Source organism: Paenibacillus taichungensis (genome assembly GCF_003287275.1).
Classification (GTDB): Bacteria; Bacillota; Bacilli; order Paenibacillales; family Paenibacillaceae; genus Paenibacillus; species Paenibacillus taichungensis_A.
In genome coordinates this window covers 389,404-415,134 of record NZ_QEVW01000009.1, presented here as the reverse complement: position 1 = coordinate 415,134, position 25,731 = coordinate 389,404, and the positions used below count along the sequence as shown (strand labels likewise).

Here is a 25,731-nt window from a genome sequence, read left to right as displayed (position 1 = left end):
CATTCTGCAATTCGTCATTCGTTATATAAACAACTTTCAGGTTTCATAAATACCCTTAGTCCAGATCATCTCCATCGTACACGTCTTCCTGATAATCCATAAGCCTTATAACCTTGATATCCGATTCCTCCATGTCCACATACAGCAACCCTTCACAGCCGGGATATAACAATAAATAGTACAGGAAGCGATCGCGCAGGGATGGCCCAGTAAGTTCAAGAGGTTGTCTGCGACGGGAAGTCTTCACCAGATATCTCTCATCATCACGCTCTGCTACATAATCAATAAAGAGCCTGCTGTAATAAACGGATTCATCCGCTTCAAAGGCTAAAGGAATTTTCATTTTACCCCCGATGACTTCATATCCTTCCGCTTCAAGCAGATCCACTGCCGGTGAATCCTGAATTTCCAAATTCAGTTGCATACCCGACAAGCTTACTGGAATCGGACGATTAACCCAATTCCGAAAGCCAAAGAACAGCCATAAAATCAAGCAGACAGCAAGTACACCAATAACAATTGTGTCATATTGCCCATCCATCATCGCTCACCTCGAAGACATATTCGAGATTCGACAACCGATTTCCTTTTAGAATGTCACCTTTCCAGCGAAAAGAAACTCATCCTATGATGAGTTTCCTGTAAAAGTATGGGCAGCTTCCATTGCAACTTGATCTGCAAGTGCATCAAGTGAAGCCTGAACGTTCTCTTGTTGTGTTGCCTCTGGTGCTTCCAGACGCCAGTGAGCGAGAAATTCAATATTTCCTTCTCCGCCTGTAATCGGCGAGAATGTTAAACCTTTTAGCTTTAACCCAAGCTCATTGGCGAAACGAAGCATCGTCTGCAAAACGTCCTTGTGAACCTTAGTATCACGAACGACGCCAGACTTGCCGACTTTCTCACGGCCTGCTTCGAACTGAGGTTTAATTAACGCCACAATATCTGCAGGTTGCTTTAGAAGTGCCAGCAACGGGGGCAAAATAATTCTCAGCGAAATAAAGGATACATCAATACTGGCAAAATTCGGCACAGGTCCTTGTAGATCTTCGGGGGTCACATAACGGAAATTGGTTCTTTCCATGACAGTGACCCGTTCATCATTACGGAGTGACCAATCCAGCTGGTTATAACCTACATCAATGGCATATACATGAGATGCACCATGTTGCAGGGCACAATCGGTAAATCCACCAGTGGATGAGCCAATATCGAGCATCACAAGTCCATTCATATCGAGATCGAAGTGACGGATCGCTTTTTCAAGCTTTAATCCGCCTCTACCGACATAGGGATGTACTGAACCTTTTACTTTAAGTTCGGCTTCCCGTGGAATCTTCATGCCCGCTTTTTCAATCCGCTCATTGTTGGCATATACCAGTCCAGCCATGATTGCAGCTTTTGCCTTCTCACGACTTTCGTAATATCCTTGCTCAACCAGCAGAACATCAATTCGTTCTTTCGGGAGTGACATGTCTTTCTCCTATCATGTAGTAATCCTGATTAATCAATAATGTGTTCCAGTTTCTCTGATTGTTCCAGTTATGAAGGGAACCGAGTTCTGGACATACCATACGAAGATTGGGCTGCCATGCTACGCAGCTCTGAGCTCACATTCTCAACTGTAAGTCCCACTTCAGCTCTTTGATCCTCAATACTGCCATGTTCAATGAATCGATCTGGAATGCCCATCAGTTGTACATGCACATCATGCAGCCCTTGTTCTGCGTAAAACTCCAGAACTGCACTGCCCATACTGCCTGCCTGTGATGCTTCTTCAAGCACAATTAACTTCGTGCCTCGAACTGCCAGATCACGCAGCATCTGCTCATCAAGAGGCTTAAGGAAGCGGGCGTTAATTACGCCAGCCGTAATGCCTTCTCTTTTAACCGTCTCTGCAGCTTCTTCAGCAAGCTGTACCATAGATCCCGAAGCGATGATAGCAAAACCTTCAGACGGACGTAGCTGTTCCCATGTACCGATTGGAATCGGAATGAGTTCATCATCAAGAGGCACACCTACAACATTGTTTCGTGGATAACGATAAGCAATTGGACCTTCATTATATTCAAGCGCCGTCTTCATCATATGGCGCAGTTCATTCTCATCCTTAGGCATCATCAGAACGATATTCGGAATATGACGCATAAACGCCACATCGTACACACCTTGATGCGTTTCACCATCTGGACCGACAAATCCGGCACGGTCAATAGCGAACATGACATTAGCGTTATGACGACAAATATCATGTACAATCTGATCATACGCACGTTGCATAAACGTCGAATAGACGGCAAATACAGGTTTTAAGCCTTCCATCGCCAATGCTGCACACATGGTGGCCGCATGCTGTTCGGCAATACCCACGTCAATCATGCGATCAGGGAATTCCTTACTGAAAGGAATGAGACCGGAACCTGTTGGCATGGCTGGTGTTACCGCTACTATTCGTTTATCCTGCTTGGCAAGATCAATCAACGTTTTACCAAACACTTCCGTATACATTGGTTTGCCTACAGCTTTAAGCACTTGACCTGATTCGATCTTGTACGGAGAAATTCCGTGCCATTTGTGTGAATCGGCCTCGGCTGGCTGATAGCCTTTTCCTTTGGTTGTCAAGACATGAACCATTACAGGTCCATCCACGTTATCCGCCTGTTTGAACGTTTCAATCAATTTCGGAATGTCGTGTCCATCAATGGGTCCCAAATAAGTGAAGCCCAACTCTTCGAACAGAACTCCTGGAACCATCATGTATTTGACACTATCTTTAATCCAGCTCGCCGATTTGGCCAAACGATCCCCTATGGCAGGAATTTTCTTGAGCATTCCTTCCACGTCATCCTTGGCTTTTAAATAATGGCGATCCGAACGAATTTTGCTCAAATATTTATGCATAGCCCCGACATTCGGAGCAATGGACATTTCATTATCATTCAGGATAACCATCAGCTTTTTCTGCTCATGACCAATGTGATTGAGAGCTTCAAAGGCCATACCACCTGTAAGCGCTCCATCCCCAATCATCGCGATAACCTGATTGTCTTCCCCTTTGAGATCACGAGCAAGCGCCATACCCATCGCAGCAGATAATGATGTACTGCTGTGACCCGCTTCCCATACATCATGTTCACTCTCGTTACGTTTAACAAATCCACATAAGCCATTATGCTGACGCAGTGTATCAAAACGATCCATCCGCCCTGTTAGAACCTTGTGTACGTAAGCCTGATGCCCTACATCAAAGATCATTTTGTCCACTGGGCTGTTGTAGCAGTAATGCAGGGCTACCGTGAGCTCAACCACTCCTAAGTTGGGTGCGAGATGGCCCCCTGTAACGGACAGCTTCTCAATCAGAAACTGCCGGATCTCAGCCGACAAAAGAACGAGATCATCCTGAGACATCGACTTTAGATCACTGGGTTGTTTAATTTGTGGAAGCAGCACGAGAATCTCCCCGCTTTCCTAGATTGTTTGATTTGGTGTAAACCATATATACACAGTTTATTAAATGACATTAAAACATTATAACATAAAAGAACAAGAATCATAATTTACGGCACTATACTCCAGATAACGAGCATTTTCGCCAGCAAGGTTCGTATGATCTTCCTCAATATGTATTTCTATCTCCAGTTGGAATTGTCTCTCTTCATGAAGCCCAGAAAAAGCACATTAAATTGATTACACGATTCTGGGTGATTTGAAACAGGGACGCTCAACCAAAACTAATGATCTCGACTCATTAAATAATCTGCAATCTCCATCAGTCTGGAAGGGTCAGGTAACTCCGCTCTGCCGAGCGCATCTTTCGCAGATTGCGTCAGGGACTTCACTTCTTGAAGAGAGGCATCCATACCAATAAAATATGGGTATGTGACCTTTTGCTGATTCACATCACTTTGCGTCTTCTTGCCCATTTTCTGCTCGTCACCCGTCAAATCCAGAATATCATCCTGAATCTGGAAAGCCAGCCCCAGGTCTCTACCAAATACGCGTAGCGCCTCCAACTGTCCTTCTGTAGCACCACCAATTCGAGCGCCGGCAATGAGGGAAAACACAATCAAATCTCCGGTCTTGTGCAAATGAATGTATTGCAATTGAGCAAGATCTGTCATGCCCTGCTCGCCTTCCATATCAGCTACTTGTCCGCCAACCATACCTCTTGCTCCAGCCAGTTCGGACAACTCCTCCACAATGGACAACAATGCATCTGCAGACACACCGCTGCGACGACCTGACTGCACAATACTATAAAAAGCATGCGTTAACAGTGCATCGCCAGCCAATATTGCTGTCGCTTCGCCAAATACTTTGTGGTTCGTTAATTTTCCCCTGCGATAGTCGTCATTATCCATGGCGGGCAGGTCATCGTGGATCAACGAATACGTATGAACCATCTCCACGGCGCAGGCTACCGGCAATGCAGCTGTACGCTGTGCACCGAAGGCTTCCGCCGCAGCAACGACCAGAAGTGGACGAAGGCGTTTGCCCCCGGCCATAAGTGAATACTGCATAGCGTCAACCAGTGACTGAGGTACATCCCAATGAACAGGAAGAGTCTGCTTCAACTCTCCCGTCACTTCAGCTGTGACTTCCTCAAGATACGTTTCAAACGAAGGACGATTACTCATTGACTTCACCGCTTTCGTCGACGGCAGCGCCGAACGGTTTTTTGCGAAGTTCCCCATCCTCTTCTACGATCATCTCGATCTTACGTTCCACTTGTTCCAGCTTCAAACCACAAAGTTGGGAAAGTTTCATTCCGCGCTGAAACAAATCGATGGCTTGTTCCAGTGGAACATCACCATGCTCAAGCTGACCTACGATGTCCTCCAATGCCGCCATTGCCTCTTCAAAATTCAATTCCGGTTCATTCGCCATGGGTATTGTCGTCCTCCTTCATTCCCCAAACCTGACAGTCCAACTGTCCGTCTGTTAATTTAATCTTTATCGAATCTCCAGGCTGTACATCCTTCATCGATTTGATCAATCTCTGCTCCTGCTCGTCATATACAAGGCTGTATCCGCGTGACATGACTTTGAGCGGGCTAAGCGCATCCAAATGACGTACAGATGATTTCCACTGCTGCTGCTTCGCTCTCGTGATGGATCGGATTGCAACCTCCAGTTGACGCCGGGCTGATGCATTTTCACGTCTTGCTGCATTCACCTGTTCACGTGGATTGAATCGCTGCAGCGCTGCACGCAAACGCTCCTGTTTCTCAGTTGTCCATTTCATACGTGTATCTACAGTTCGTAGAAGACGCTGCTGCAGCATATCCAGTCGCTCCGTATGCTGCATTAAGGTACGCCTAGGATGCACAAGCACAGGTGAGCGTTGCAATCTGGCTAGTCGCTCCCGATTATGAACAGCTCGCTGGCGTAAACTGTGCTGCAGCTGGCGCTGGCGCTGAGCGATCTGATCAAGCAGTTCAGCTCGATTGGGTACTGCCAGTTCGGCAGCAGCCGTAGGCGTTGCCGCACGCAGATCAGCAGCAAAATCGGCAATTGTAAAATCCGTTTCATGCCCAACCGCTGAAATCACAGGAATAGCCGAACCCACAATTGCTCTAGCCACGATCTCCTCATTGAAAGCCCATAACTCCTCCAGTGATCCACCGCCTCGTCCAACAATCAACACATCGGCTTCGCCCATTCGGTTCAAGTTGTTGATGGCCTTCACAATGGAAGGAGCCGCACCTTTACCTTGAACGAGTACAGGATATAGAATCACTTGGGCAGAAGGATATCTGCGTTGCAATGTAATCATGATATCCCTTACCGCTGCACCTGTAGGTGAGGTGACCACACCAATCGTCTGTGGAAAACGGGGAATCTGCCTTTTCCGCGATGTAGAGAACAGCCCCTCGTCCTCCAGCTTTTTTTTCAGCTGCTCATAGGCCAAATACAGACTTCCAATACCGTCCGGTTGCATCTGTGTAGCGTAGAACTGATATTGTCCATCCCGCTCATACACCGAGACATTACCACGAGCTATAACCCTTGCACCCTCCTTCGGTACAAAGGGCAATCGTTGATTATGGGAAGCAAACATAATGGACTTAATTCGGCTGTCCTTGTCCTTCAATGTAAAATACATATGACCGCTGGAGTGATGTGTAAAATTGGAGATCTCTCCGCGCAGCCATACATCCGACAGTACCTGATCCGATTCCAGTTTCATCCGGATGTATCGGTTCAGGTCTTTGATGGAGTAAATTTTTTGATCTGCCACAGACAGTTACCTAGGCAATCCGTGAGCGCGTTTGGCCGCGATCAGTGTATTTTGCATTAACATAGTAATTGTCATTGGGCCAACGCCCCCAGGAACCGGAGTAATTGGGCCAGATACCGTCTTCACACTCTCGAAATCTACATCTCCTGCCAGTTTGCCGTTATCCAGACGATTCATCCCCACATCGATTACAACGGCACCCGGTTTGACGAAATCGGCATCCACAAAGTTTGCACGTCCGATAGCAACCACAAGAATGTCTGCCTGACGCGTAATCTCTTTCATGTTCGCTGTACGGGAATGACACATCGTTACCGTTGCGTTCTCACGTTGCAGCAGCAAGGATACCGGTTTACCAACAATGTTGCTGCGTCCGATAACTACGGCATGTTTGCCTGACATCTCGAGACCCGTACGCTTGATTAGCTCAATAACGCCCGCAGGGGTACATGGCAACAGACTATCGTCACCAATGACGAGGTTCCCCACATTAACTGGATGGAATCCATCCACATCCTTGTCCACGGCGATTGCATCGATAACTGCTTTCTCTTCGATATGCTTTGGTAATGGGAGCTGAACCAAGATGCCGTTAATGGATTCTTGTTTGTTCAGCTTGTCCACCAGCGCGAGCAGATCCTCTTGGGAGGTGTTTGCATCCAGACGATGAACTTCGGAATAGAAACCAAGGTCATGACATGCTTTTTCTTTATTACGCACATATACCTGGGATGCGGGATCTTCCCCGACGAGCACAACAGCCAGACCAGGCACTACCCCCTGTTCGCTAAGCTGTTTCACTTCTGTTGTCATGCTTGCGCGCATTTCTTGGGATACTTCTTTTCCGTTAATAATAGATGCTGTCACTGTACTCTCTCTCCCTTATGTGAACATATTTTTAGAGGTTGTTCAAAAAGTCCGCTTTTGATTAAGAAGGGTGCGTATCGGCATCATCAGCATCGAATATGAAATTCAGCCGAAATAAGCGGACGCTTGCGAAGTGTTGTTCCTTCGGAAACATGTAGTTGCTCACGTAGTTTCCCCTACGCTCCGCTACTCCATTTCTAGCTTCATCCCATCTTCTCGGTACTGAAAATCGGTCTTTTTGAACACGCACTATAATTAATTGTAACTTAAGACAGTTTTGCTTTGATAGTGCTGACTTCCTGAATCATGCGCCCAAGTACGCCGTTAACGAACTTGCCGGATTCATCTGTACCAAAATACTTGGACAATTCAATCGCTTCATTGACAGATACTTTTGCCGGAATATCATCACGGAACACCATTTCATACGTTGAAAGTCTTAGGATCTGGCGGTCGACACGCGACAAACGGCTAATCTGCCAGCCTTTCAAATAATCCACCAGTAATCCATCAATCGCTTCTTTATTGTTCCATGCGCCCTGTACCATTTCGGTCACGTAGGTACGCATTACATCTGCATCATGAATGACCACTTCGGTTTCATTGTCTTCAGCGGCTTCATTGATCAGCATATTCACGGCTTCAGCTGCGCCCACTTCATTCATTTCCATCTGATACAGACTTTGTACTGCAATTTCCCTTGCCAAACGTCTTTTCATGTCCTGCCTCCTGCAGCGCTCCCTTTGGAGCGTCATCATGCTTATTTTAAAATATAAAATCTTTGATGGAATCAGAGATCTTATTATATTGTTATCCCTTTTCACAAAAAAACCTGCAATCGTTTCCTCCAAAAAACGGGCAACCTAAACTACAGCTCTATTTTCGGAAGAAACATATTGCAGGGTTCAGGTGGCTCACTTAAAGGGACGCCAGCGATCGCCAAGCCATTGCCCCCATTCCCTCCAGGGAATGAACGAGCCCAACTTCGAGTCGCTTCGTCTGCCTAACGTATAACCGATGAACACCAAGAGTGCAAAGAACAACATATCCCAAAAACCGATCCATACATAAAGAAATCCAAAAAAGATGCCGCCGACAATTCCGGTAATTCGGCCTCTGTGACTATCCCAAATCTCTCTCCACAGCATCAGTGAAACTCACCTCATTCCACTCGACTCTTGTAGTTTGGCGACTGGGTAACATTGGCAATATACACGGTGACAAAAGAAACAGGGATACCCGTAATCTCCTGTACATGATCATGTATTGCCTTCTGCAGATCGGCCGTCAGCGTCGGGATTGGCGTCTCGCCATCCACGACTGCACGGATCATAATCTCCAGTCCGGATTCGACCACACGAATACGAGCTTTGACATCACGTACTCCCCGGAAACGGGAAGTCGCTTTGAGACAGAGATTTTCAATCGTTTCCATCGAAATCTGCACATCACCATACTCAGTACGCTGATCTACAGACGGCAATGAAGCACGATCACGCCGAACCGAGATGTAGAAAAATCGCAAACTCAGGATAAACAAAATCGCTGCTGCAACAACGGCTGCAATAATAACGTTTTGTTCCTGCTGGTAATTCAATTCGTAAGGCAGCACACCACTGATAAGAAGTATGACTGCTGCCGATATTGCTCCAACGCTTATGCTGTATATAAACAACAGAAGCCGATCCAGTATTTTAGCCACGAACTGCACAGCCTCCCTTGCTCACTAACATGGCTTAACCTGCACTTTGGCAAAAAGGTTGATCCTCAGGTGCAAGCTTCCGCTTTTTATGAAGACCTGTCCAAGACGGGATAACCCCCGGCAGTGATGCCGGGGGAATCTGTCTTCTTTTATTTTACACGCTGACTGTTCAGGTCGATTTCTTCCACTTTCTCTGTGCTCTTGAACTGAACGTCATGAATGTGCACATTAACTTCATTCACATTCAATCCTGTCATGTTCTCGATGGAACGCTTCACGTTCTGTTGAATTTCGGTAGCCACCTGTGGCAGACGGTAACCATATTCAATAATAACGGAAACATCCACAGCGGCTTCACGCTGACCTACTTCAACCTTAACGCCTTTGGAAAGGTTTTTGCGACCAAGCAATTCAGCAAATCCACCAGCAAATCCGCCGCTCATGCCTGCAACACCTTTGACTTCAACTGTAGCCAGTCCAGCAATCACTTCAATAACTTCAGGTGCGATCTGGATTTCACCGATATCCGTTCGTTCAAATTCTGTCGGCAGTGTACTCATAACTGTTCAACACACCTTTCGCGAAATAAGTTTGCGGCCATCCGTCAGGGCGCTGGTACTCAGGCCAATCTGGCCTTCAGAACCCTTCCGGTCCGGCTTTACCGGAACTCCTGCAACCTTCATCCGCGTATGTGCGGCGGCTTATCCTCTGCAGGAGACATGCGCTCTTATTATTACATACTATATCATTTGGGCTACATTATGACAAACAAGCCCAATATACCTTTTAAATCTCATTTTCTTCAAGAAATTTGATATCAAAGTCACCCCGAACAAACGTTGGATGATCCAGTAATTTCTGATGAAAAGGAATCGTTGTGGAGATACCTTCAATCGCAAACTCAGCCAATGCACGCTTCATCTTCGCGATGGCCTCTTCCCGGTTTGCTCCCCATACGATCAATTTAGCGATCATGGAGTCGTAATAAGGAGAGATCGTGTACCCCGGATAAGCTGCACTATCTACACGTACACCCGGTCCTCCTGGTGCAAGGTAGAAACCAATTTTGCCTGGTGACGGCATAAAGTTACGGTCCGGATCTTCTGCGTTAATACGGCACTCAATGGACCAGCCATTGATCACAACATCTTCCTGACGGAAAGAAAGTGGATTGCCTTCAGCTACCGAAATCATTTCGCGGATCAGATCCACTCCTGTTACCATCTCTGTTACAGGGTGTTCAACCTGAATACGTGTATTCATTTCCATGAAATAGAATTCACCGTTAGGGCTGAGCAAAAACTCAAGTGTACCTGCTCCCGAGTAATCCACGGCAAGCGCCGCCCGCACTGCGGCTTCTCCCATCAATGTACGCACATCTTCAGAGATGATTGGACAAGGTGCTTCTTCCACCAGCTTTTGACGACGACGCTGAACGGAACAATCACGCTCACCCAGATGCACTGCATTTCCATGTTTGTCTGCAATGATCTGAATCTCTACGTGCTTCATGCCTGTCAGGAATTTCTCCAGATATACTCCGGCATTACCGAAAGCTTTCTGTGCTTCCTGCTGGGCAGCTGTTATTTGCTTGATCAGCGTTTCTTCATCTTCAGCAATACGAATACCTTTACCTCCACCACCAGCGGTAGCTTTGATAATGACAGGATATCCAATATCTCTAGCAATCATAATGGCTTCATTCATATTTTCAACCAAACCGTCGGATCCCGGAATGACAGGTACACCTGCATCCTTCATCGTTTGTTTGGCAACAGCCTTATCACCCATTTTGGTAATGGCTTCCGGAGATGGGCCGATGAACGTAATATTGCAGGAACCACAGATTTCTGCAAAATCAGCGTTCTCTGCCAGGAATCCGTAGCCCGGGTGGATCGCATCACATTCCGTCAGTGTAGCTACACTCATCAGGTTAGTAAAGTTTAGATAACTGTCTTTCGAAAGTGTAGGCCCGATACAATACGCTTCATCTGCAAGACGAACATGCAGGGAGTCTTTATCCGCTTCCGAATAGACTGCTACCGTCGAAATGCCGATTTCACGACAGGCACGAATAATACGTACCGCAATTTCGCCACGGTTCGCAATCAGTATTTTTTGAAATTTCATTTCGTTATTGTCCTCCTTCGAAGCTCATGCAGTTGCCGTTATGCGGCTGTAACCGTTATTCCGGTTTCACCAGGAACAGGGGTTGTCCATACTCAACCAGCTGTCCGTTCTCAACCAACACTTCAACGATTTCTCCCTTGATGTCAGCATCAAGCTCGTTCATCAGCTTCATCGCCTCAATGATACATACCGTTGTTTTCTCAACAACTTTATCACCAGCGCTTACAAAAGGACCTGCTTCCGGCGAGGAAGCTCTGTAAAAAGTACCCACCATCGGAGATACAATTTTATGTAAATGACTTGTAGTATCGACTTGCGGAGCAGCCTCAGCTACAACTGCAGCCGGTTGCACCTGTGGTGCAGCAATCATTTGCGGTTGAATAGCAGCTGTCTGAACATACTCGGTTTTACCCGGTTTGCGAATCGACAACCGTGATCCTTCATTTTCAATTTCCAACTCTTGAACGGAACTTTCATCTACCAGTTTGATCAGCTCTTTGATCTCACTCAATTTAAACATTTCCATTATTCACTCCTTCGGCATCATGCCAGTCTCACTAGGACGGTCATATGGCTTTATGTATTATATCATAATCATTAAAAATGGAAAGAGCCCGAGATCTATTCCAGCTCTCGGGGCTACTTTTCCATATTTTAGATTACTGTTCTGTCACGTATTGCACGCTGATTTTATTTTGGGACACAGCCAGTTCTTTCATAACCAGATCCACAATGGAAACCGCCTGTTTAACATCCAATTTGTCACTGAGAACAACGACTTTATACTTGTCGGCATCCTCTTGAACGATGGCATTGGCAAACTGCTGAGACAGGGTTTCTTCAATTCCATTGATTTTGGCTTCTTTTTCTTCCAGCGTACGAAGCTGCTCTGTTGCTTTGGCATTTTCTTCTGGCGTTTTGCTCAGATCACCCGCAACGGTCATGAGTTCCTCATACTTCCGATTGTTGCTCTCCTCACGCTGCCACTGGTAGTTCTGGAACTGGCTGCTCGCAGATGCCGCCGTATTCTGTTCCTCCATCTCCTTGAGAACGTCCTCATCTGTTTTCGTTGCCTTGCTGTCTGTTCCGGTACTTGCATCAGGAGTGGTTGCAGCGCCTTTGTCTGTCCCTTTCTCGCTGCCTTTACCCGCTTCACCTTGTTTCTCTCCCGATTCCGCAGCCGGTGATTTCTCGGTGTCTCCAGCTTCTTTGCCATCTACAACCGCAGGATTATCCACAGATTCAGCAGCTGTTTGATCTCCTTCAGTCCCTGTAACTTCGCCGCCATTCACCACTTCATTCACAACCAGACCTTCTGTTGGATCAAGGATTCCAGCCGTTTCCTTCGCTTCTCCCTGTTTCATACCATCCACCTGCGTGCTCTCAGCTACAGGCGTATTAACCGGACCGGAATCTTCAGTGAACAGGTAATAAGCGGACAAAATGACCATCAGACTCAGCATGGATACGAGCCATACCGTTTGACGTTTATTATTCATTAGAACTTCCTCCTCGAATTGGCTTCATTCTTATGACATGAAATCTTGTGTTTCATGGTTTGGGATTAATCCTGCTTGCGCGGAACAACCGAAATCCGGTAGGCCGCAACATTCAGTCCTTTTTCCACAGCATCTGTAATCAGGTCCTTCACAACCTTGTTCTCTGCACCTCTGGCAACGACAAGCACACCCCGGATCTGCGGTTTGAGCTTTTTCGTGACAATCGGTGTCTGATCCCCTGATATTTCATACGTAATAATCTCGCCATCCCGGGTATATTGCGTCATATGTCGCTTTCCCCCGTTTGCATCCGTTTCTTCGGTGAGCTGCTGTGAATCCTTCACATTACGCTGTACAACAAGTTCCTCTGTAGAATCCACGGTAACCATCACATCAACAGTTCCCACACCTACGATATTTTCCAGCACACCCTTGATCTTGTCCTCAAATGCAATCTCTATCGCCTGAAATGGATTCTGATCCGTCGGATCCGTCTGTATGGATGCCATCGATGTAGCCGGATCAGGAGGTTCACGACCGATATTTTCGGAATCAATCTTTTTGACATTGACGAAGGAATTGAACAACATGATTCCGACTCCGATCAAACCAAGGATAATCAGCCAACGAAAGGTTTGACTGCGCCGCTGCCCGCCTTCTCCTCCGCCGAGCCAGCTTTCCATCTTTTTGAGCCATTGCCTCATCGGATACCCTCCTTCTTACAACGCCGAAGCGTTTTTCTTTTCTTTCACCTGAACCTTGTTTGCATCAATATCCCACTTCTCAGTCAACAGCGTAATAATTTGTACTGCTCGTTCAGATCGGGATGACGTCTGTCCTTGCTGAGAGTTTGTCTCTGTCTGCTCACCCGACACAGGTGTGGAGCCATCTTCTTGTCCATTTTGATTGCTGCCGCTGTTCACCTCGATCTGTACATCCGGGACTTCGATCTGGCCAATCTGGATTGGCTCCTTTACTGGAGGTGATTCAGTGGCTTCGGATTCCGGGTCAGAGTCGAATATCGGTTTTGTCGTTTCCGTAGCTTCCTGTTGAGCCGTATTGGAGTTGACTTTCCCCGCTGCTGCCTCACCTGTCATCTCCACCAAAACATACTGGATCACCGGAAGTTCCACCGAGGAAGCCAAGTCCGTCTCCGGCTTAGTAGTATCCATTGCGAGCTTTACCTCAACAGACTGCACTCTCTCCCCGGTTGTTTCTTCAATTTGCCCTTTCATTACGTTAGCCAGCTCTTTGGCTGTCCATTGCAGCGACTGTTCCTGTTCATTGGATTGCAGCCGCCTGCCTTGAGCCAAAATCTGTTCAAGTGTTGCATTTCCATCAGATGGCGAATCCATGGCGGTCATCGCTCGCTTAAGCTCGCCAACCGGATCACTTTTCAAAAGCTTCGTTATGGGCGATAACAGGGTCAGCAGGATAAGAAAGCTCAGCACAAGCTTGACATAACGCTCCATGGATCGATTGGGCAACAACATATCCACGAAAGTCGCCAGTAGAACGATCATGATCAATTCCCGGAGCCAGCTGCTCAGCCACCCCATCCTTCCAGCCCCTTTCTCTCAAGCATCCCCTCATCTCATCATGACGGTCAGATTGCCTGCGGTTAGCAGGATCGTGATTGCCAGAAAAAACATCAGTCCCACAGCCGCCAGTGCTGCAAATACATAAAGCATGCTTTTGCCTATCGCCTGCAGACATCCTACAATCGGCGTATCTCCTAACGGCTGCATGATCGCGCCAGTTATGTTGTAGATCAGGGCTAACGTCAGAATTTTAAGTGCAGGAAACGCACATAGAAACAAGATGATGATGACACCTGTTAGTCCGATTGCATTTTTCACCAGCAGTGACGCTGTGATAACCGTGTCCGTTGCATCCGCAAACGTTCGGCCAACAATGGGGACAAAGTTGCCTGCGATGTACTTCGCCGCTTTTAGACTGACCCCATCTGCCACAGAGCCCGATGCCCCCTGAACCGAAATTACGCCCAGAAACATCGTAAGCAGTATACCGAGCAGAGCCACACTAATGTTCCGTAACAGGTCTGCCAGCTGTGTAAGCTTGTACTTGTCGGACAAGGAGCTGACGAGATGTAATACGGCTGAGAAAAAGAGTAGCGGAAACACCAGCATGTGGATTAATGTACCAACCAGATGAATCATGAAAATGATCAGCGGATGGGTCACAGAAACGGTAATGACATTCCCCATTGAAGCCAGCAGCGTAAACAACAGGGGTACCATGGCCATCATAAAGTTGATCATGCTGGCTATGGCATCCTTGGCATATCCAATCGCCACACTGAAGCTGTTTATAGCGATGATAATAATGACCATATAACAGATGGAGTATGCTATTTTGCTAATATTGTTTTTCTCAAAAGCGGTCTGTAATGTCTCCAGAATCATGCTCAGCACACTTAACATCACAATCGTGACCAGAAGTTTGCCGTTATATAAAATCTCATGCAGCATGAAGGTTCCAATTGCTATAAACACTGATTTCAGGCTAAACCCTTCATTGCCGGGCATTAACATATCCATAAAGGAAGGCGTTTTTCCTTCGGGGAAAAAACCACCGTATTGTTGCATGAGTTGGTCCCAATATTTTTCTACCTGATCCTTGGGAAGCTGGTCAGCCTGCTGCTGCATCCACTCTCCCGAGGGAGAACCCGCGAATACCTGTCCCATGATCGCAAACAGAAAACACAGCGTCAGCACGAAGGTAAGGCGCCACTGCGGCTTGTGATGCATCATTTTCATATGAAGTCCGCACGCCTCCCTCTACACCGGCATCAGCTTCATGACGGTTTCGATAATAATGCTGATGATTGGTATCGCGAGTACAAGGATCAGCACCTTGCCAGCAAGTTCAATTTTGGAAGCTATGCTCTCCTGGCCTGCATCCCTGACAATCTGTGCTCCGAATTCAGCAATGTACGCTATACCTATAATTTTCAGTACCGTTTTCAGATAAATGCTCTCCATGCCTGAATTTTCGGCAAGCCGTTTTAACACTTCGATTACCGCGCCAATCTTGCCAATCAGCAGCATGAAGATTACGATTCCGGTAGCAGCAGCAATCAGAAAAGCAAACATGGGCTTCTGTTCTTTGATAACTAGAATGAGCACCGTTGCGATGAGCGCCAGACCTACAACTTGGATAATTTCCACAGGTCACCACCATCCCGGCTTCATGACCGTTTTCATTGAAAAAGAAATATCGATTTGATCTCTTGCAGCAGGCTGTCCAGCATGCGGACCACCATGAACAATACGACGACAAATCCGATCACGGTCACCCAGTGAGCCATATCTTCCTTTCCCATTTGTTTCAGCACCGTATGAATCATTGCAATAATGATTCCGATGCCCGCAATTTGAAAGATTGCGTTCACTTCTAAATTCATGACCTTGGCACCTCACTATCCCGGCTATTTCAGAAGATCAGAATGACGATTAACGCTCCGACAAGCATCCCGAGACTGCGGCACATTCGTTCATATTTCATTTGATCGGCTTGGGCACGGGATTCCTCATGCATAAGTTGCTGAATGGCTAACGAGATGTGCTTGGTCTGATCCTGACGATCGCTGGTGCCAAGGCTGAAGCTCAATTGCAGCATGACCTCCCGCTCGTCCGCCTTCATGGCTGATCTTCCCCACGCCTCTTCTATACCAGACTGAAGACTCTCACGAGCAGTATGTCCATGAGGTGGTTCCATCTGTTTGGCTGCGTGGAGAAATAGGGTCCGAACAGGCTCTTTTGTCTGGGCTCCCATTTTCCCCATGGCATCAGGTAACGGGGTCAGCCCGTAGTTAATCTCTGTCATCAACCGCTGGAGAGCGGCGATTAATTCTCGCAGTTGTCTTGGCCTCAAGGCATACTGCCTTGCTTTGTAGAATCCCGCGAGGGTACTGGCCAGCAGAATGATGACGGCACCGAGCATGTTAACCAAAGGCCTCACCTCCCACTTCCGCCTGCTGGAGACCACGCATTTTGCCATCGGCCAATCGAAAGGTCATGCCCCGGCTCGTCCGTTGCAGCTGTACATAGCGTTGGAACATCTGCTCGACGATCAGGGTTCTCAGTGCAGGTCTTGAAGAAAGCTCAGCCAGATCACGACCATGCGCAGTAGCGATGACAGATACGCCTGCATGGAGTGCTTCCATGACCGCCTCAGCATCTTCCGGTCGGCCTATCTCGTCCACGATCAGGACATCGGGAGACATGGAGCGAAGCATCATCATCATGCCCTCAGCCTTTGGACATCCGTCCATGACATCTGTACGAGGTCCTACGTCAAATCCAGGTACGCCCTTGTAGCTTCCAGCGATTTCAGACCGCTCATCAACGATGCCAACCTTTAGACGTGGACGTATGCCCTGAACAAGTTCATTGACACCCGTAAGTTTGGTACCACTGCTAATCTGTCTTGCCAGATCCCGCAGTAATGTGGTCTTGCCTTGCTGCGGAGGTGAAAGAATTAAGGTGTGCATGACCTGTCCACTTTTCATGTCCAACAGATACGGCAGAATCCGATCAGCGACTCCGTGAATCTCTCGGGCCACCCTAACATTAAATCCATTAATGTCGCGCAGGTATTCGACGCGGCCTCCACTTAACACCGTCCGGCCAGCCAGTCCGATTCTGTGCCCGCCAGGAATGGTGATGAACCCTTTACGCAGCTCCTCTTCCAATGTATAAAGCGAATGATTGCTGATCAGATCCAGCAGCCTGTGTGTTACCTCTTTTAAGGGAATATAGGCTTCATCAGGCTTCGAAGTCGGACTGCCCTGGGGTGTGAGGAAGTGATAAGTGTCTCCTGCATTGATTTCCAGTGGTCTTCCTTCACGGATACGTACTTCCTCCACTTTATCCAATAAAGCGGGCGGCATTCTTCCCAGAATGGTTCGAATCGGTTCCGGAAAGAGATCCTTCCAGTTCACCATCATGAATAGGCCCCTCCAACCTTGAATTCGGTTTTATTGCGTTCCTGGTGCTTGTTCATATCTCAAGTTTATGTGTGTACATTGAATTTATGACGCTGAAATCTATCATTTTCTTCAAAATAGGGAGGAGAGTTAAAAATCATAGATCAGCCTACTATTTCAGTTCTAGGCACCCGTCTAGATCCAAGTGCATATAGTGCTTGCAGACAGGTGATAAACATTCCGGGATAAAAAAGGACAGAATCAACTATCCCCAAATATAGAAAGGAGTTGTGGGGGATGCGAGTCGATGTGGTAGGCAATGTGAATGAAGTTCGAAGAATGGATATTGCAGGACGCTGTGTGGTCGTTATCGATGTGTTGCGAACGACCAGTACCATTGTTACGGCACTGGCATACGATGCAGTGGATATTATTGCTGTAGAAACTGTTCCTCAAGCGAAACAATTGAACGTGAAGGATGCCATTCGAGGCGGGGAGCGTTTTGATAAAAAAATTACAGGATTCGAGGTGGGTAATTCCCCCTATGAATATATGACTCCAAATATTGCGGGTAAAACCATTATTCTGACTACCACAGATGGTACGCGTGCCTTGATCAAGGCATCCAAGGCCAGACATGTGTTTGCAGGCTCATTTCTCAATGTGAAAGCTGTGGCGGCTGTTCTGTGCGAGCTACGCCGGGATATCTTATTGTTATGCGCCGGGGATCAGGATGAGTTTGCGCTGGAGGATGGTTTATGTGCAGGCAGCATTATCGAGGAGTTGTACCGACAATCTCCTTTTCCCATTATGCTGAACGATTTGGGGTTGGCTCTCCATCAGGCGGCTACTCATGCCGAGGACAAATTACCCGATCTGATTAGAGTATCCGCTGGTGGCCGAAGATTGGAGAGGTTGGGGAGGATGCATGACGTAACGTATTGTACCCAATTGAACTTGCTGGACTGCGTTCCAGAGATGGGTGAAGGGAACCGGATGCAACCTTTCAGAGGAACGCGTAAGGAACCGTTGTTTAAATTGCTGTGAACAATCTAAAAAGGTGTACTGTGATCCCGAATGGGAACTCACAGTACACCTTTGGTGTTTCTTTACAATTTCCGCTCTTTATCTGCGAACTTGCGGTCCACCAATTACGGCTTGCTCAGCTGTATCCAAATCATACGCTGTATGCAGCGCCTTGATTACGTCATGAAGCTTCTCTCCATCAATTACACAAGATACCTTGATTTCGGAAGTGCTGACCATTTTAATGCTAACACCTTCGCCCGAGATGACTTTGAACATCTTCGCAGCAACACCAGGATGGCTAACCATGCCTGCACCAACGATGGAGACTTTAACCAGGTTTTCTTCAGAAGTAACTTCACGGTAAGGCAGGCGGCTATGAAGAGCTTCAATGACACGCAGTGCGTTCTCCCGGTCAGATAGCGCAACAGAGAACGAGAAGTCTGCTTTACCATCCATCACACCGCTCTGAACGATAATGTCGACATCCAGCTGTTCTGATGCAAGGGCACCAAATACTTCAGCGAGAACCCCCGGTACGTCTGGTACACCCAGAATACTGATGCGAGCCACATTTTTGTCATAGGCAATTCCACTAACTACCACGCCTTGTTCCATTGTTGCTTCCTCCTTCACAACCGTTCCTTCATTATGGTTAAAGCTGGATCGTACAATCAAAGGCACACCGGAATGCTTCGCGTATTCAACTGCACGCGGATGCAATACCGCTGCTCCCAGATTGGCAAGTTCCAGCATCTCGTCGTACGAAATTTCCTTAAGCTTGCGTGCAACCTTCACGATTCGTGGATCGGTGGAATAGATACCGTCTACATCCGTGTAAATCTCGCAAGCGTCAGCCTTGATGGCTGCTGCCAAAGCTACTGCTGTTGTATCCGATCCGCCGCGGCCAAGCGTCGTAATCTCGCCGTTTTCCGTCATTCCCTGGAAGCCTGCAACGATTACAATGTTGCCTTCTGCCAACGCCTGATTCACCCGTTCCGGATGAATATCGTTAATCCGAGCTTTGCCGTGTACCGGCTCTGTACGAAATCCCGCTTGCCAGCCTGTAAATGAAATGGCTTTGCGGCCCAGCGCCTGAATCGCCATGGATAACAATGAAATCGAGATCTGTTCTCCCGTAGTCAAAAGCATATCCATCTCACGTGCAGGCAATTCACTGTTCAGCTGTTTCGCCTGATCAATCAAATCATCCGTGGTATCCCCCATGGCCGAAACCACGACTACACACTGATGTCCTTCATCCGCTTTTTCTACAACACGTCCGGCTACACGCTTCATGCGTTCTGTATCTCCGACCGAGCTGCCCCCAAATTTCATGACGTACAATGACAACGCAAATCCACTCCCTACCTTGTGCAGTATGCATAATTGATGTCCATCGTCATTATTCTCTCCGAAAAATGACTTTAACCCAGTATATTACGAAAGCGTCTGATAGGCTAATCTTTTTTCGAAAAAACCCTTTGCCAGAGAAACGGCAAAGGGTTGAATTAACGCTTTATTTAGCTTACACCATGTGAACGTTACGCGCGGGAAGAGTATTTACCTTCACGAGTATCGATCAGCAGGACATCGCCTTCGTTGATGAACAATGGCACTTGTACATTCAAGCCTGTTTCAACTTTAGCATTTTTTGTAGCGCCTTGTGCTGTGTTACCTTTTACGCTTGGCTCGGTCTCGATAACTTTCAACTCTACGCTTGTAGGCAAGTCAATTCCGAGAATTTCACCTTGGTAGCTAACGATTTTTACGTTCATGTTTTCTTTGAGGAAGTTCAATTCCCATTCCAGTTGGTCGCTTGTCAGTGTGAACTGATCATATGTTTCGTTGTCCATGAATGTGTGCTCTGTACCACTTGCATACAGATAGGATACGCCACGGTTTTCGATGATGGCACGGCCGATGGTTTCACCTGCACGGAATGTTTTCTCAACGGTGTTACCGTTGCGCAAGTTTTTCAGCTTGGAACGTACGAAGGCAGCGCCTTTACCTGGTTTAACATGTTGGAAATCAAGTACGGTATAGATGTCGTTGTCTACTTGTACGGTCAAGCCTGTTTTAAAATCGTTTACTGAAATCACAAAAAATCCCTCCTGATATGGTTGAAAAGTAGGTGATATAAGACGATGCGTTAATTTAAAGGTGGGTTCATTCTGAATTGATGATCATGTGCGACGTGACCGTTACGGGTTCGGATCGTTCCTCCGATCGCTGTTGTCCCCTCATTTTCCCGATTAGACTTTAATAAGGTTTAAAATGAGGAGACAAAGGCGAGCGCTTCGCTTCTTCAGAATCGATTCCGCTCCCTTCACTACTTTTGCAATGGTCCAGAACAATCAGCAATAACAGGTATCTATAAATTAAAAATCGTCTTATATTACCGTCGGCTGTAATTTAGCCGATTACGGTGAACTTCTTGTCCGAATTCGTCAAAATGTGAATACCCGTCTCGGTAATCACCACGTCATCCTCGATACGCACGCCGCCAAGGCCGTCAATGTAGATACCCGGTTCAACGGTTACCACCATGCCCGGTTTCAATACATCGTCGCTAAGCTTGGACAAACGAGGAGCCTCATGGACTTCCATGCCCAGACCGTGGCCCGTGCTGTGTCCGAATTGCTCTCCGTAGCCGTGCCCTGCAATGATATCACGTGCCAATGCATCTGCTTCCCGCCCGGTCATGCCCGGTTTCAGGTTCGCCAGCGTATGTAACTGGGCTTCCAGTACGATATCGTAAATTTTACGCAGTTCAGGTACAGGTGTGCCCGTTGCGATGGTACGTGTCAGATCTGAACAGTATCCATCCAAAAGTGCACCAAAGTCAAATGTAATTAACTCATTTTGTCCGATGACTTTGCCACTTGCTACACCGTGAGGCATAGCAGAACGTTCACCCGATGCCACAATGGTGTCGAATGAAGAGGAGGTTGCTCCATGTTTGCGCATGAAAAACTCCATCTCCAAATCCACTTCACGTTCAGTCATACCCGGTTTTGCGAATTGCAAAACGTGACTGAATGTTGCATCTGCCAGATCCGCAGCTCTTTGCATTACAGCGATCTCATCTTCGTCCTTGAACATGCGAAGTTGCTCCACTATACCGGATACAGCTTTCAATTCAATGGACTGAAGTGCTTCAGCATAAGCAGTATGCGTGCCATAAGTGACATGATCCTGCTCAAAGCCAACCTGTTTGATATTTGCCGATGCAAGCAATTCGCGTACGGATTCCAACGGTTTTGGTCCATGTTCCACAACGGTAAATCCTTTGGCTTGTTGCGGCGCCTGTGTCATGTAACGGAAATCGGTAAGCAGATAAGCTTCCTGTTCCGTAATCAGCACATATCCTGCTGAACCTGTAAAACCCGTCATATAACGACGGTTAATCGGATTTGTAATCAGCATAGCCGTGAGTTCATGTTCATGCATGGCCTCACGCAACTTATTTACTCGTTTGTTTTCCATCGGTAACCCTTCTTTCTCTCACATTCCCGGGTCCCCGGCTCAGGTTTGTTTGTCCAGATGACGCACGAGAGCCAGCAGCCCCAGTTCATAGCTTACTTCGCCAAATCCGGCAATTTGCCCGATTGTTTCTGCAGCAATTACTGAATGATGTCTGAACGCTTCGCGTGCATGAATGTTGGATAGATGTACTTCTACTGTAGGAACTTTTACGGCATTGATGGCATCACGCACAGCATAGCTGTAATGGGTCAGCGCTCCGGCATTCAGCATGATTCCGTCTGCATCGCCCATCGCTGCATGAATTCGATCAATGATGTCCCCTTCGTGATTGGATTGATAAAAAGCGATGGAGACGCCCAGCTCCTCGGCCTGTCTGCGAATTTTGTCCTCAATATCCTTCAGACTAAGCGTTCCATAGATGCCGGGTTCACGTACACCGAGCATGTTCAGGTTCGGGCCATTGATTACAACAATCCGTTTCATAGCTGCTCCACCCTTTCTGCAAATAACCATCTGCTATTTTAACACAGCTATTGCCGGATTGAGAAGCTTTTTTGCGGCTATGCTCCCGCTTGCTCTGGCTCACGTTTCCGTTCATCCGTGAACTCCATGGCTACGGTGTAGCCGATAAACAGTCCCCACAACAAAAAGAAACAAAATTCTGTAATGATTGAATCCCAGGTTAAGCGGTTTAAGGGCTTCACCATTTCCAGTTTGGGACCTACCAGGACAAAGATAATGAGCCACCAAAAAATCCCGTAACCCATGCCTGGAAGCGGACCTTTCCATTTTTTCAAAGTGAACGTGTAAATCAGGGAGGTGAGAACGGAAAAGACAATAAAAAACAGCCATCCAGTCAAATGCCCCGCTGCAGTATAGATGAAGTTATGTTTGAAAAATGGTTCAGCCAAAAATCCCAATGGCACAATCGTAAAATGAAGCAGATAGAACAGCCAATGCAAACCTCCCCAGATGAAACCTGCGAAAAAACCTAGCTCCACTGCAAAAGGGAACGGCTTGGTGAAATAATGTGCCTGGCCTTGTCGCTGGGTAGGACGTCTCCCCCGGTCCTTCTGCTCTCCTTTGTCAGCACGCTGATTTCCCTTATGGGATGTGTGTTCACTCGTGTGCTCTGTCATCGATATTCTCCTTCACCTTCAGTTTGCAAAACTGTGAATAAATCTCCATTTTCGTCCTAACTCTACCGGGTAGTATGTACAAATCAGGACAAAGTTAACAACATCGGTCCTGTATCGACTCGTAAACTAGAAATTGCTCTCAAAATTCGATACAATAGGGTTATAAAACTGCCTTCAACCATGAAGGCCTAGAACAGAATAGGAAGGTGAATAATTTGCCTCAACAATCCAAGCCTGTCAGCTACGGGGGGCAAGCTGTCATTGAGGGCGTAATGTTTGGCGGTAAACATGTCAACGTTACAGCTGTGCGAAGAAAAGACGGCGAAATTACGTATCTGGAAGTTCCCAAGCAAGACAAGTCCTGGGTCATGAAATTGCGGCGGATTCCACTACTGCGCGGGATTGTCAGCATTATAGATTCGAGCGTCAAAGGAAGCAAACATCTCAATTATTCTGCTGACGCATATGCTGATGATGAACTGAAACCTGAAGAAAAAGCAAAGCAAAAAGAAAAAGAAGGCTCAGGTTGGAGCCTTAGCATGATTATCGGCGTTACTGCAGTAGCTATCCTTTCGTTCCTCTTTGGTAAAATTGTGCTTACATTGTTGCCGGTTGTCATTGAGAATTTTCTGTTCAAAAATGCATTCGACAATCAGTTTTTGCATAATTTACTGGAAGGCGGAATTAAGCTGATTCTGTTGCTTGCCTATCTGTGGCTGATTTCTCAGACACCAATGATTAAACGTTTGTTCCAATACCATGGTGCTGAACATAAAGTCATTAGTGCTCATGAAGCCGGAGAAGAACTTACACCAGAGAATGTGCAGAAGTATAGCCGTCTGCATTATCGTTGCGGAAGCAGTTTTATTATGTTGACTGTCATTATCGGCATATTTTTGTACTCGCTCTTCACATACGACAACCTCTGGGAACGTATGGGACAGCGGTTACTGTTGTTGCCAGTAGTACTCGGTATTTCATTCGAATTGTTGAAGATGACCAACTCGGTACGTGACATTCCTGTACTTCGTTATCTCGGATACCCGGGGCTGTGGCTGCAATTGCTGACAACCAAAGAGCCAACAAATGAACAGGTAGAAGTATCCATCGCTTCGTTTAACCGTATGCGTGAATTGGATGCCAAACTCGCAAACGTATCGGCCACGTCGGAAGTTTCTGTTGCAACACTTGATCCTGTGAAAGGGTGAATGATATGAAGAAGCAGGCAATCATATTTTGGACGTTCATCGCACTCGCTGCTATTGGAATCTTGACTAGGCTGGGAAGTGGAGGTATATCCCAAATTATCATCCCCCTCGTCGTGTTCGGAGTTGTGTTCCTGCTCTATAAATATCCGCCCCGCCGCTGGGCACGCAAGACATCATCACCGAAGATCAAACCATCGGCTAAAACCATGGCTAAAGTTAATGCACAGTCTGGTGCCCGAAAAAGTAGCGGTTCTTCCAAAAAACGCAAGGATTATCCTTTCCAAGTCATTCAGGGACAAAAGGGTAAAAGTGATGAAGACGTACCCAAGTATCATTAGAGCGCTAATACAGACGAAACACACAGAAAAGCAATTCTCCAAACATGCGGAGAATTGCTTTTTCATTTTTATACAGGAGTCAGCGGCGGGTTCTCCGCTTGTTTCTTTCTTAGCTCTCGTTTCTGTTTGTCCAGCTGTTCACCATATATCTTGGTATTCCACCCACTGAAAAATTCAGTACCAGCGGTAACACCAGATTGATATAAAGCTGTGCTATCTTGTATGGAAAGGTGAAATTCCGTAGGTTTAATTCCAAGGGTAGGAATTTTCACAGTACGGAATCGATTAACCTGTTCGATATATCGCTCGTCATGAGCAGTAAGCATCGTTTCGACCAATGCCTGAAGCATGCTTAGAGGTCCTCTGATTCTAGCTGGCTCTCCATCGGTTTTGCCAACCATCTTAAAACCGACTACAGGGATGATGTCTCCTCCACGTTCTGTACGCTCTCCATCAAACAGCCAGAGCGGAAAATTGCTGAGTAATGCGCCATCCACGATGTAAACAAACTGGTCCGCAAAACGTAAACCTTTGGATAGAATCGGGGATTTGCGAATGGCAACCGGGTCGAAGAAGTAGGGGATACTGCAGCTCATACGTACGGCCTTGGCTACTTCCAGTTTCGAAGGATCAATTCCGAATCGTTTAATATCGTCTGGAAGCACCAAAATGGTACCATTGGAAATATCAGATGCAATGATTAGCAACTTACCTGGAGGCAGATCAGCAAACGTCCGCACCCCCTTTTTTTTCAGCATATCCCGAATCCAGCTTTCCAGAGCTTCCCCAGAATATAAACCTTTCTTCAAAAACAGCCTTGCGGCAGGTCCGATCCACTTGGTATCAAATATGGGAGAACGTTGCAGCAACGAAGCAAACGGCGTATTCTCGATAATGCCTTTCATCTCTTCCGCCGAATAGCCAGCCGCCAGCAAAGCAGCTACGATAGAACCCGATGACGTGCCCGCTACGCGATTGAACTCAACACCGTGATCCTCCGCACCCTTTACAGCGCCAGCAAGTGAAATCCCCTTTACGCCGCCACCTTCAAATACTCCGTTAATCAACACAATAAAACCCCCGTTCTCCAGGCAGTCCATGCTACTACTGCAACTGTATGAGAACAGGGGTTGGTCATATTACG

30 protein-coding genes are annotated in these 25,731 nt (G+C 47.0%); 3 read left to right on the top strand and 27 right to left on the bottom strand.

Annotated elements, in window-relative coordinates; genetic code table 11:
- Nucleotides 1-55 precede the first annotated feature (55 nt).
- The 21 genes from DC345_RS16675 to spoIIIAA form a co-directional block, all read right to left on the bottom strand.
- Nucleotides 56-541, bottom strand: coding sequence for a hypothetical protein (locus tag DC345_RS16675; RefSeq protein WP_113054009.1), 486 nt, complete (start codon nucleotides 539-541; stop codon nucleotides 56-58).
- Nucleotides 542-625: 84 nt separating this feature from the next.
- On the bottom strand, nucleotides 626-1,471 hold the full coding sequence (locus DC345_RS16670) for a TlyA family RNA methyltransferase (RefSeq protein WP_113054008.1): 846 nt from the start codon (nucleotides 1,469-1,471) through the stop codon (nucleotides 626-628).
- A 68-nt stretch (nucleotides 1,472-1,539) separates the two neighbouring features.
- Entirely contained in the window at nucleotides 1,540-3,447 is a 1,908-nt protein-coding gene (gene dxs / locus DC345_RS16665) for a 1-deoxy-D-xylulose-5-phosphate synthase (RefSeq protein ID WP_113054007.1), read from the bottom strand.
- 281 nt (nucleotides 3,448-3,728) lie between these two features.
- Nucleotides 3,729-4,634, bottom strand: a complete 906-nt coding sequence (locus DC345_RS16660) for a polyprenyl synthetase family protein (protein ID WP_076291882.1) — start codon at nucleotides 4,632-4,634, stop codon at nucleotides 3,729-3,731.
- Nucleotides 4,627-4,884: an exodeoxyribonuclease VII small subunit gene (gene xseB, locus DC345_RS16655; protein WP_063565703.1), complete on the bottom strand. Its 258-nt coding sequence runs from the start codon at nucleotides 4,882-4,884 to the stop codon at nucleotides 4,627-4,629. Before xseB ends, DC345_RS16660 begins: the two co-directional genes overlap by 8 nt.
- Complete coding sequence (gene xseA / locus DC345_RS16650) at nucleotides 4,874-6,238, bottom strand: exodeoxyribonuclease VII large subunit (protein WP_113054006.1); 1,365 nt, start codon at nucleotides 6,236-6,238, stop codon at nucleotides 4,874-4,876. Before xseA ends, xseB begins: the two co-directional genes overlap by 11 nt.
- A gap of 6 nt (nucleotides 6,239-6,244) precedes the next feature.
- Nucleotides 6,245-7,105 carry a bifunctional methylenetetrahydrofolate dehydrogenase/methenyltetrahydrofolate cyclohydrolase FolD gene (gene folD, locus DC345_RS16645; protein WP_113054005.1) on the bottom strand — a complete coding sequence of 287 codons (861 nt, stop codon included), beginning with the start codon at nucleotides 7,103-7,105 and terminating at the stop codon, nucleotides 6,245-6,247.
- Nucleotides 7,106-7,371: 266 nt separating this feature from the next.
- Complete coding sequence (gene nusB / locus DC345_RS16640) at nucleotides 7,372-7,824, bottom strand: transcription antitermination factor NusB (protein WP_063565701.1); 453 nt, start codon at nucleotides 7,822-7,824, stop codon at nucleotides 7,372-7,374.
- A 195-nt stretch (nucleotides 7,825-8,019) separates the two neighbouring features.
- On the bottom strand, nucleotides 8,020-8,253 hold the full coding sequence (locus DC345_RS16635) for a DUF2273 domain-containing protein (protein ID WP_053784412.1): 234 nt from the start codon (nucleotides 8,251-8,253) through the stop codon (nucleotides 8,020-8,022).
- Between the two features lie 14 nt (nucleotides 8,254-8,267).
- Nucleotides 8,268-8,807, bottom strand: a complete 540-nt coding sequence (amaP, locus tag DC345_RS16630; RefSeq protein ID WP_076291879.1) for an alkaline shock response membrane anchor protein AmaP — start codon at nucleotides 8,805-8,807, stop codon at nucleotides 8,268-8,270.
- Between the two features lie 149 nt (nucleotides 8,808-8,956).
- Nucleotides 8,957-9,367 (bottom strand): Asp23/Gls24 family envelope stress response protein, encoded by a 411-nt coding sequence (locus DC345_RS16625; RefSeq protein ID WP_024630996.1) that lies wholly within the window; start codon nucleotides 9,365-9,367, stop codon nucleotides 8,957-8,959.
- Nucleotides 9,368-9,593: 226 nt separating this feature from the next.
- Nucleotides 9,594-10,937, bottom strand: coding sequence for an acetyl-CoA carboxylase biotin carboxylase subunit (gene accC, locus DC345_RS16620; RefSeq protein ID WP_099858204.1), 1,344 nt, complete (start codon nucleotides 10,935-10,937; stop codon nucleotides 9,594-9,596).
- Nucleotides 10,938-10,992: 55 nt separating this feature from the next.
- Nucleotides 10,993-11,457 carry an acetyl-CoA carboxylase biotin carboxyl carrier protein gene (accB, locus tag DC345_RS16615; RefSeq protein ID WP_113054062.1) on the bottom strand — a complete coding sequence of 155 codons (465 nt, stop codon included), beginning with the start codon at nucleotides 11,455-11,457 and terminating at the stop codon, nucleotides 10,993-10,995.
- A 139-nt stretch (nucleotides 11,458-11,596) separates the two neighbouring features.
- On the bottom strand, nucleotides 11,597-12,436 hold the full coding sequence (locus DC345_RS16610) for a SpoIIIAH-like family protein (RefSeq protein WP_113054004.1): 840 nt from the start codon (nucleotides 12,434-12,436) through the stop codon (nucleotides 11,597-11,599).
- A 65-nt stretch (nucleotides 12,437-12,501) separates the two neighbouring features.
- Nucleotides 12,502-13,140: a stage III sporulation protein AG gene (gene spoIIIAG, locus DC345_RS16605; protein ID WP_109998546.1), complete on the bottom strand. Its 639-nt coding sequence runs from the start codon at nucleotides 13,138-13,140 to the stop codon at nucleotides 12,502-12,504.
- A gap of 15 nt (nucleotides 13,141-13,155) precedes the next feature.
- A complete protein-coding gene (spoIIIAF, locus tag DC345_RS16600; RefSeq protein ID WP_113054003.1) occupies nucleotides 13,156-13,995 on the bottom strand; it encodes a stage III sporulation protein AF in 840 nt (279 codons plus the stop codon).
- A 30-nt stretch (nucleotides 13,996-14,025) separates the two neighbouring features.
- On the bottom strand, nucleotides 14,026-15,216 hold the full coding sequence (gene spoIIIAE / locus DC345_RS16595; protein WP_109998548.1) for a stage III sporulation protein AE: 1,191 nt from the start codon (nucleotides 15,214-15,216) through the stop codon (nucleotides 14,026-14,028).
- A gap of 21 nt (nucleotides 15,217-15,237) precedes the next feature.
- Nucleotides 15,238-15,627 carry a stage III sporulation protein AD gene (gene spoIIIAD / locus DC345_RS16590; RefSeq protein WP_017687586.1) on the bottom strand — a complete coding sequence of 130 codons (390 nt, stop codon included), beginning with the start codon at nucleotides 15,625-15,627 and terminating at the stop codon, nucleotides 15,238-15,240.
- A gap of 32 nt (nucleotides 15,628-15,659) precedes the next feature.
- Nucleotides 15,660-15,863 (bottom strand): stage III sporulation protein AC, encoded by a 204-nt coding sequence (gene spoIIIAC / locus DC345_RS16585; RefSeq protein ID WP_017687585.1) that lies wholly within the window; start codon nucleotides 15,861-15,863, stop codon nucleotides 15,660-15,662.
- A gap of 29 nt (nucleotides 15,864-15,892) precedes the next feature.
- On the bottom strand, nucleotides 15,893-16,411 hold the full coding sequence (gene spoIIIAB / locus DC345_RS16580; protein ID WP_090900804.1) for a stage III sporulation protein SpoIIIAB: 519 nt from the start codon (nucleotides 16,409-16,411) through the stop codon (nucleotides 15,893-15,895).
- Nucleotides 16,404-17,408, bottom strand: coding sequence for a stage III sporulation protein AA (gene spoIIIAA / locus DC345_RS16575; protein ID WP_076291872.1), 1,005 nt, complete (start codon nucleotides 17,406-17,408; stop codon nucleotides 16,404-16,406). The genes spoIIIAB and spoIIIAA overlap by 8 nt, the downstream gene beginning before the upstream one ends.
- Before the next feature lie 276 nt (nucleotides 17,409-17,684).
- On the opposite strand from spoIIIAA, the gene DC345_RS16570 reads away from it, so the two are divergent.
- Nucleotides 17,685-18,434 (top strand): 2-phosphosulfolactate phosphatase, encoded by a 750-nt coding sequence (locus DC345_RS16570; protein ID WP_113054002.1) that lies wholly within the window; start codon nucleotides 17,685-17,687, stop codon nucleotides 18,432-18,434.
- A gap of 78 nt (nucleotides 18,435-18,512) precedes the next feature.
- On the opposite strand, the gene DC345_RS16565 is transcribed toward DC345_RS16570, so the two are convergent.
- The 5 genes from DC345_RS16565 to DC345_RS16545 all read right to left on the bottom strand — a co-directional run bounded on the left by DC345_RS16565 (nucleotide 18,513) and on the right by DC345_RS16545 (nucleotide 23,041).
- Nucleotides 18,513-19,766, bottom strand: a complete 1,254-nt coding sequence (locus DC345_RS16565) for an aspartate kinase (RefSeq protein ID WP_113054001.1) — start codon at nucleotides 19,764-19,766, stop codon at nucleotides 18,513-18,515.
- Nucleotides 19,767-19,957: 191 nt separating this feature from the next.
- Entirely contained in the window at nucleotides 19,958-20,515 is a 558-nt protein-coding gene (gene efp, locus DC345_RS16560; protein WP_024631007.1) for an elongation factor P, read from the bottom strand.
- Nucleotides 20,516-20,828: 313 nt separating this feature from the next.
- The gene (locus DC345_RS16555; RefSeq protein ID WP_063565690.1) at nucleotides 20,829-21,902 is read right to left on the bottom strand and encodes a M24 family metallopeptidase; all 1,074 of its coding nucleotides are present in this window, start codon (nucleotides 21,900-21,902) and stop codon (nucleotides 20,829-20,831) included.
- A gap of 39 nt (nucleotides 21,903-21,941) precedes the next feature.
- A complete protein-coding gene (aroQ, locus tag DC345_RS16550; RefSeq protein WP_076291868.1) occupies nucleotides 21,942-22,385 on the bottom strand; it encodes a type II 3-dehydroquinate dehydratase in 444 nt (147 codons plus the stop codon).
- Nucleotides 22,386-22,462: 77 nt separating this feature from the next.
- A complete protein-coding gene (locus DC345_RS16545; RefSeq protein ID WP_113054000.1) occupies nucleotides 22,463-23,041 on the bottom strand; it encodes a YqhR family membrane protein in 579 nt (192 codons plus the stop codon).
- A 215-nt stretch (nucleotides 23,042-23,256) separates the two neighbouring features.
- Between DC345_RS16545 and DC345_RS16540 the strand changes: the two genes are divergently transcribed.
- Both DC345_RS16540 and DC345_RS16535 read left to right on the top strand, forming a co-directional pair.
- Nucleotides 23,257-24,249, top strand: coding sequence for a DUF1385 domain-containing protein (locus tag DC345_RS16540; RefSeq protein WP_113053999.1), 993 nt, complete (start codon nucleotides 23,257-23,259; stop codon nucleotides 24,247-24,249).
- 5 nt (nucleotides 24,250-24,254) lie between these two features.
- Nucleotides 24,255-24,587 (top strand): hypothetical protein, encoded by a 333-nt coding sequence (locus DC345_RS16535; protein ID WP_113053998.1) that lies wholly within the window; start codon nucleotides 24,255-24,257, stop codon nucleotides 24,585-24,587.
- Between the two features lie 68 nt (nucleotides 24,588-24,655).
- Here the strand turns inward: DC345_RS16535 and DC345_RS16530 are convergent, their stop codons facing one another.
- Complete coding sequence (locus tag DC345_RS16530; RefSeq protein WP_113053997.1) at nucleotides 24,656-25,657, bottom strand: patatin-like phospholipase family protein; 1,002 nt, start codon at nucleotides 25,655-25,657, stop codon at nucleotides 24,656-24,658.
- Nucleotides 25,658-25,731: the final 74 nt, after the last annotated feature.